This window comes from Acaryochloris sp. IP29b_bin.137 (assembly GCF_028285745.1).
Taxonomy (GTDB): Bacteria; Cyanobacteriota; Cyanobacteriia; order Thermosynechococcales; family Thermosynechococcaceae; genus Acaryochloris.
Genome location: NZ_JANQOP010000050.1, coordinates 1 through 7,607, shown reverse-complemented (window position 1 = coordinate 7,607; position 7,607 = coordinate 1). Strand labels below are relative to the sequence as shown.

6 protein-coding genes are annotated in these 7,607 nt (G+C 45.7%); 3 read left to right on the top strand and 3 right to left on the bottom strand.

The window, feature by feature from the left end; all coding sequences use genetic code 11:
* Positions 1-214 precede the first annotated feature (214 nt).
* On the bottom strand, positions 215-1,294 hold the full coding sequence (locus tag Q0991_RS04235; protein ID WP_299485817.1) for a hypothetical protein: 1,080 nt from the start codon (positions 1,292-1,294) through the stop codon (positions 215-217).
* A gap of 111 nt (positions 1,295-1,405) precedes the next feature.
* On the opposite strand from Q0991_RS04235, the gene Q0991_RS04230 reads away from it, so the two are divergent.
* Positions 1,406-2,032, top strand: coding sequence for a TetR/AcrR family transcriptional regulator (locus Q0991_RS04230; RefSeq protein WP_299485815.1), 627 nt, complete (start codon positions 1,406-1,408; stop codon positions 2,030-2,032).
* Positions 2,033-2,397: 365 nt separating this feature from the next.
* On the opposite strand, the gene Q0991_RS04225 is transcribed toward Q0991_RS04230, so the two are convergent.
* On the bottom strand, positions 2,398-2,970 hold the full coding sequence (locus tag Q0991_RS04225; RefSeq protein WP_299485813.1) for a hypothetical protein: 573 nt from the start codon (positions 2,968-2,970) through the stop codon (positions 2,398-2,400).
* Positions 2,971-3,889: 919 nt separating this feature from the next.
* Here Q0991_RS04225 and Q0991_RS04220 point away from each other — a divergent pair.
* Entirely contained in the window at positions 3,890-4,792 is a 903-nt protein-coding gene (locus Q0991_RS04220; protein WP_299485811.1) for an alpha/beta fold hydrolase, read from the top strand.
* Here Q0991_RS04220 and Q0991_RS04215 read toward each other — a convergent pair.
* Positions 4,789-6,141 (bottom strand): GH1 family beta-glucosidase, encoded by a 1,353-nt coding sequence (locus Q0991_RS04215; RefSeq protein ID WP_299485809.1) that lies wholly within the window; start codon positions 6,139-6,141, stop codon positions 4,789-4,791. The two genes, Q0991_RS04220 and Q0991_RS04215, sit on opposite strands and share 4 nt — an antisense overlap.
* 365 nt (positions 6,142-6,506) lie before the next feature.
* Between Q0991_RS04215 and dnaG the strand changes: the two genes are divergently transcribed.
* Positions 6,507-7,607 (top strand): DNA primase (dnaG, locus tag Q0991_RS04210; protein WP_299485808.1); only part of this gene is annotated, 1,101 nt, incomplete at its 3' end.

Sequence of the window (7,607 nt, the reverse complement as noted above, 5' to 3'; positions counted from 1 at the left end):
ATAGGGTAGTCGTTTCGGCCACCCTATTTTCTTTGAAATCACACTGCCCTATCTACTGCTGACTCTAGATTTGAAGTACCTTGTCATCCCCAAAGCTGTTTTTGACAACAACATGGCTAACCTGGGCATTGATTCATCGCTTACATTGGATCATGCACCTCTCGATAATGCTGATATTGCGTGTTTGCCAATATTGTTGCGGGAGCATCGGCGGTTACGAATAGCATGGTGTTGGAACAGACTGTGGGTGGGGCAACTCCTGAAATTCCGCCTTCTTGCCAAGGTCTAGTGATTGGATGTTGTACTGTTCTCGAATCGTTGTGATCGGTAGATCCAGGAGCTCCCCAAAAGGCCAGTCAGGACTGAATAAGTCTTGACGAACAGTCGTACCCAGGACAAAAGCCTGTATGACTAAGTCGGGAATGAAGTTATCTTGACATGGTTCCAAAATGCCCAAGGTTGTAAACTCTAAACCTAGGTGAAAATCCAGCACTACTTCAAGCAACAGCTCAAATCCAAACTGACTGCTACTCATCCCTGCTTCAAAACCCGCCACGACAATCTCGCCAATAGGGCTGGTATCAATGCCGGATAGCAAATGGATCAGATCATGGGGGACGAGAATATCGCTGAAGCTCTTCTTCTCGCCTGGTAGAGGAAAGCTGAGCTCGCGATAGTACTGATACAGTGCTCTCCCCAAAGTGCCCTCGGGTAATTCCCCTAAGGCTTGATACTGCCGGGCTGTCTTCGGATCACCGATGTATTGATGCATGGCACTAACAATACATTCCAGCTTTTGCCACCATCCTCCAGGCAAAAGTATTACGAGCGATCGCACTGAGTAATCCCACAGTAACCGTCGTAACTGCCCGGCATGCACTTGCTTTAGGCTCTTCAACGTGTGGGGTTGCTTTGAGCAACCTTGGGCAAACTGCTGCACTAACTCCACTTCAGCTGTTTCCACCTGCATTGATAGGTAGGGCATCAGAATTAGAAATTGTAGGGCCAGTTCTTGATACCGACCTGTTAATTCACGACCCATAACCTCTGGACTAATAATAGGTAGGTCCTCAATCGACCCTTGCCAAGAGAGCAGATGGTCTTGAATCGCCTGCATCATCTCTTTAGCTAAAGGATGCATTGGCCGTTGACCTTGAAGCGTGGCAACGGTTTTCAGGCTGGATAGCAGTGTGATGGACTGGTGCTCATTCCAGTTCATCCCCTGAAAGTAAGGTTGACTGGGCACTTGAGTGGTATCAGAAGTCGGGCTGACGGGCGTAGCGATGGTCGGCATAGTGGAAACCCTAGTGATGATATCTTTATATTGACCGACCAGTCGGTCAAACGTCAAGTAGGAGAATGAAATCCTTACAGTAAAAGACGCAGGAACCGCTATGATGACGCCATGAGTCCCAAAATTGTTGACCGAGAAGCTAAACGCCAAGCGATTCTGGCCGCTGCGATCGCAGTCTTCGCCGAAAAAGGATATCACGCCACCAAAATGGCCGACATTGCCCACAAAGCTGAGATGGGCAAAGGCACCCTTTATGAGTATTTCCGCACTAAGGAAGAACTCCCTAAAAGCATCTTTGGCTTGATACTCCAAGAATTCGATCAGGAAATTTCGCAACTAGAGCAAGCCTATGCTGATCCTGTGGAAGCGATCATGGCCGGGATGCAACTTTGTTTTCGGGATCTGGATGAGTTTGCTTATGTCACTCCCTTAGTCTTCGAAATTCTAGGCAACAAGGATCTAGATCGGTCGATTGGGTTGAGTGAAGATTTTGAACAATGGCTGGAGGGCATCAATCAGTTTTTTATTGCTCAGATTCAAGCTGGTCAAGCCCAAGGAAAGATTTCAACCGCTCTCTCTGCTCCCATTTTTGCGCGCATGCTGGTGAGTACATTAGATGGCATGGCAACCCACTATTGTATGTTCCACTTTCAACCAGAGTTTTTTATGGCCCAGGTTAAAGTCTTAGAAGATATGGTGTGCTCCTACTTAGTCTCTTCAACCAAGGTCCAACCATAACGCACTTTCTCATCTCGCAAGAGTATGGGTATCAGAACAATCCGAAGGCGACCGCTATAAATCCAGGCCAATTAATCATAGCGTGCATGATAACACCTACCCATGAATTCTGACCCTTCTGGGCCATTCAAAGCAAAGCCAACAGAATCAATAAGAGGTTTAATCTGAGTTTCAGTGATTCCTTAATTGGTAAAGATAAACTATTGTAGTAAACAACTAATCTTGATGATAAACTCAATCACAGTAGCATAGCTATCTTGATCAAACCCTAATTTTATACTGAAAAGATGATGTAAGTATTATTTTTCAGCGTTTCAAGGCCCAAGTACAGCAGAAAGGTTTTTTTTGTCAGTCGTTAGATCAATTCAATTATCAACCGCAACACTATTGCTAACATTACTTAAGGTTGGTTGTCCACCTATATTCTGTAGCTCATTTTTGAAATCTTTTGGTAAAGCCTTATTAGATGCAAAGCTAGTATTGCTATCAACATTTTTTGGTATTGTTGGCTTATGATTAGCTTCTTTCGACCACTTTTCTAGCTGTTCAAAAGTACGAGCTTTATTATCAATATTATAAACAAGGCCTTTCAATTTGTAGTTAATCGATTTTCCTTCTTCATCATTCCTATAAACAATCCTATATTTGTAGTGTTGCTTTGTATTAGGGTCAAACAAGTGAACATTTAATTTCTTAGAACCATCAATGGATGTTGTAGGAACCTCTGTAATTAATAAGCTTTCAAAATTGGCATTTACTTCTTCTTCAGCTATATACCGACTCATTTCAGGAAGTACACTTGCAATTCGATCTACACGGTTAGCTGTTGATTGTACAGTTGGCTTCATTTCGTACATTTGAATACAAAGCCAACCAATCGGCGTAATTATAGCCAAACTTATAATACCAATTGCAATTTGCCACCATTCTGCTTTCATAGTAGGTATTGGATTGTTTCTTTGAACTATTTCGATACTAGAAATCGATTTTATCATCATATGTTTCTTGAAGAATGGAAGCAATCCTTTAAATATATTTTTTTCTAGAGCTTATTGGTGTGACCAATATCACAAGAGTATTGACTGAAAAAAATACAAAATATATCTTTAACAGTCACAGGAGTTCACAGTGGCAGCCAATGTTGATTGAGCAAATAATTAAGTTAGAGAATCTATACTACAAATCATTCAATTGATTTGAACAAATAATTAAGTTAGAGAATCTATACTACAAATCATTCAATTGATTTGAACGTGTATACCCATTTCTTGTACCAAGATTGTTAATATTTAGTTAGCCAATAAAAAGTCTTTAATTAGCCTCTAATTCAATTTAAGTGCTCGGAGCTTTATTAAGTCATCAGAATTTTAAATGGCAATTATGTAAAATGATACAAAAATATAAAATTACAGAAAAATACAAGTCGATCAAGCATCTTGCAGTTCTGCAATCACGGTCCACTAGCAGTAATTAAACCCAAAAAATAGTTTTGCCTGACAAATAAGTCAAAAAGTGAAGCACTATATGTTGTCCACATCAATTCATGATTTATTTCCTTTTCTCAAGATTTTATAATATGGCAATCAAAGTGAATGTTTCACTGGCAAAACTAACAATACTCTCAAGAGTTTATTTAACTCTGCAATAAGATTTTGAAGGCATATTTTATGAAGCTGACTGAAAGTTTGAAGCAGTGTCACTAGAGATGGTGTAGCCGACCAAAATTAGTGTGCCCTATATAGTGAGAGAGAATTCGGTAGGTTCAACATATCCCGAACATTGGAGTTAGATCTAGATGTCTTTTGGTAAAGAACAGCTTATTATGAAGGAAAGTTAAGACAACAGCTTCCGTTCACTATGACCACTCAGGTACCCACCCACCCACCGATTGAAATCAAAACTTGGCTTTGGCGAGGTCATCAGATCAAATACACCGTCAAAGGCACCGGACAGCCGATGGTTTTGATTCATGGCTTTGGTGCTTGTATTGGACATTGGCGCAAAAATATTCCTGAACTAGCCGACGCCGGATATCAGGTCTGGAGCTTAGATCTACTAGGATTTGGCGACTCTGATATGCCTGCCATCGATTACACCCTAGAAGTTTGGCAAGACCTGTTCAAAGACTTTTGGGAAGAATTTATCCAAGAGCCCGCTGTTTGGGTGGGGAACTCCATTGGCGGGTTGTTGGTATTAATGATGTTGGCCGACTATCCCCACATAGGCACCAGTGGCGTTTTGCTCAACTCTGCTGGCAGTATGAATATTCGGCGAGAAGAGGCGATTCTGCCCCTACGAATTGTAATGGGGCCGATGCGGATGATGATGCGCTCCAAACTATTCGGGCCATTCTTCTTCAATCAAGTCCGGGGCAAGCGAGCGATTCGCAACTCCCTGTTCCAAATCTATGGCAACAAAGAAGCGATTACGGATGAATTGGTAGAGATGCTGCATAATCCGTCCTGTCGGGAGGAAGCCTGCCATGTCTTTCTGTCTGTTTTGACCGGGCCTCCCGGACCTCGTCCGACCGAGTTACTGCCTCGAATTAAGCAACCTCTCCTCTTGCTGTGGGGTGAAGATGATCCTTGGGCTGCCCTGCGAACAGCGAAGGTCTATCGGGACTTGAGTGCCGATCCGAATGCTGAGCCTAAAGTCACCTTTGAAATCATTGCCAAAACTGGCCATTGCCCCCATGACGAGCGTCCAGAAATCATCAATCCGATGATTATTAATTGGCTCAAGGATTTGCAAGTCGCTTAGAGGGCCTGCCCTTTGCTGGCAATCACGTCTTTGTACCAGTATGCAGAGTCTTTGAGCGTTCGCTGTTGGGTCTCATAGTCTACGTAAACAATGCCGAATCGCTTGTCATAGCCAAACGCCCACTCAAAGTTATCCATAACCGACCAGAGGAAATAGCCTTTAGCTTCAATACCATCGTCAATGGCTCGACCATACGCTTGCAGGTATCGAGCCAGGAAATCGATTCGCTGGGGATCATGGACTTTGCCATCTCGATGAACCCAGTCGCAGTTTGCCATGCCATTTTCTGTAATCACAATGGGCAGTTGATAGCGTTCATAGATAAACCGAGGCCCCCAATATAGGGCCTCTGGGGTCACTGGCCAGTCCATGGTGGTTCGGGGGCCGCCGGGTGGATGAGGGATAGTGGTTACACAGCCATCTGACTCCGCTCGAACCGTCTGACCTTGGTAAATATTCAAACCATAGAAATCTAGAGGTTGGCAGATGGTCTCCAGATCTCTAGGTTGAATGTTGGGCATAATCTGATGAAATCGGGCCATGCCATCTTCGGGATAATGCCCCAGGATCAATGGATCGGCGAACCAAGTATTGTTCCAACAGTGCTTACCGCTGACGGCCAAGGTACTAGATCGGGCTGCCGCAATATCGTCAGGATGATCGGTGGCGGGGATGGAGACAATTCCTACTAACGCCGTTCCAATCTGGGGTGGACGTTTGGCCTGGGCTCGAATCACCTGAACCGCTTTACCGTGGGCCAGCAAGGAATGATGAATGGCGGTAAGAATTTCACTAAAACTGAGTTTAATGCCAGGAGCATGGTCCCCCGTTTGATGGCCCAGGCCAATAAAACATTGGGGTTCGTTATGGGGCATCCAGTGGGTAACGCGGTCCGACAGCCGATCCACGACTACTTGAGTGTATTCTGCAAACCAATCTGCACTGTTCCGATTCAGCCAACCGCCTTGTTCAAATAAGGCTTGGGGATAGTCCCAGTGAAAGAGGGTGACCCAGGGTTCGATATGGTGTTCGAGTAGCGTATCAATGATGCGATCGCAATACTCTAATCCTTTCTCATTCACCCTGCCAATGCCATCGGGCAAGATTCGCGGCCAGGGGAGAGACAGCCGATAGGCCTGTAGGCCAATATCCGCCATCAGCTGAATATCCTCTGCATATCGATGGTAATGATCGCAGGCTATATCTCCGGTATGACCCCCAGCGATTTTATGGGGTTGGCGACACATCACATCCCAAATTGATAAGCCCTTGCCATCTGCTTCGGCTCCTCCTTCAATTTGATAGCTGGCAGCCGCAGCCCCCCAGACAAATGGGTCAGGAAATGACATTTTGGTTCCCTTCGCAGCAACACTCTTGATTTTGCATAGGATGGTTAAACCGATATGCTCTGACAGTTTATCTCTCTCAGCCTCTTCGTAGGCCCTGTCTTGCGGTTATCCCGTTGACGGCATAAACCTTTGCAATGATCGCCAGTTCTCCAGAAGTAAGCTGCTAAAATCTAAACCGAGCCATCAAACAGGGAACACTAAATAGTACAATTTTACTAAAAAGTGGGATTGTCAGTCGGTCGGATTAATCTCCATCGATCCTGCTTTAGCTATTGCCCTCCTGTTTTTGATTCGTCCGCTATCCTCACTGTTTTCACGCCGCTTCTCTGCCACGTAATGGGTGTTCAATTGCGCTCTCAACTTGGATGACTACTCCCCGCCTCCACCCCGATACGATTGAGCAGGTTCGCCAAGCCACCGACATTGTCGATGTGGTCTCCGAGCATGTCAGCTTGCGGAAGCAGGGGCGGAACTTAGTGGGCTGCTGCCCCTTCCATGACGAGAAAACACCTAGTTTTAGCGTCAGTCCAGAGAAGCAGTTCTATTACTGCTTTGGCTGTGGGGCTGGGGGTAACGCCATCAAATTTTTGATGGAAATTGGGCAGCGATCCTTTAGCGAAGTGGTTCTGGACTTGGCACAGCGCAACCAAGTGCCGATTCAAACCCTCGCCAAGGATGAAGAGAAAAAGCTGGCTCGCAAACTGTCTTTGCGCGAGCAGTTATACGAGATCCTGGCGATTGCCAGTCGATACTATGAACACGCCCTTCGCCAGCCCGAAGGCCAAGCGGCCCTTCGCTACGTTTGCGACCAGCGGGGGTTGAGTCATGAAACCATTCAAACCTTTCAACTGGGTTACGCCCCAGGGGGGTGGAGCACCCTTTATGATGTCTTGGTTAAAGAGAAGGGGTTTGCCCCCGAGTTAGTGAAGCAGGCGGGCTTGATTTTGCCCCGCAAGTCTGGCGACGGATTTTATGATCGGTTTCGCGATCGCTTGATGATACCGATCCACGATGCCCAAAGTCGAGTGGTGGGCTTTGGCAGCCGGACCCTGACTGGAGAAGAACCGAAATACCTCAATTCTCCCGAGACCGAACTTTTTAATAAGGGCAAACTCTTATTTGGCCTAGATAAAGCCCGCCAAACCATCGTTAAGGCCGATCGAGCAGTGGTGGTCGAAGGCTATTTTGATGTGATTGCTCTCCATGCCGTGGGTATCACCAATGCCGTTGCCTCCATGGGTACGGCGTTGAGTTTGGATCAGATGCGGCAGTTGCTCCGCTACACCGAATCCAAACAGGTCATTCTGAATTTCGATGCTGATGCGGCAGGGGGTAAAGCAGCAGAGCGGGCCATTTCCGAAGTTGAAGACCAAGCCTATCGGGGTGACGTTCAGCTCCGGGTTTTAAATTTACCCAATGGCAAAGATGCGGATGAATATCTCCAGGAGTATACGGCAGAAGACTAT

What these genes read in the sequence shown, in the direction of transcription:
- Q0991_RS04215 (WP_299485809.1), bottom strand. Translation starts at nt 6,141, where the DNA reads ATGTCATTTCCTGACCCATTTGTCTGGGGGGCTGCGGCTGCCAGCTAT.
- Q0991_RS04230 (WP_299485815.1), top strand. Translation starts at nt 1,406, where the DNA reads ATGAGTCCCAAAATTGTTGACCGAGAAGCTAAACGCCAAGCGATTCTG.
- Q0991_RS04225 (WP_299485813.1), bottom strand. Translation starts at nt 2,970, where the DNA reads ATGAAAGCAGAATGGTGGCAAATTGCAATTGGTATTATAAGTTTGGCT.
- Q0991_RS04235 (WP_299485817.1), bottom strand. Translation starts at nt 1,294, where the DNA reads ATGCCGACCATCGCTACGCCCGTCAGCCCGACTTCTGATACCACTCAA.
- Q0991_RS04220 (WP_299485811.1), top strand. Translation starts at nt 3,890, where the DNA reads ATGACCACTCAGGTACCCACCCACCCACCGATTGAAATCAAAACTTGG.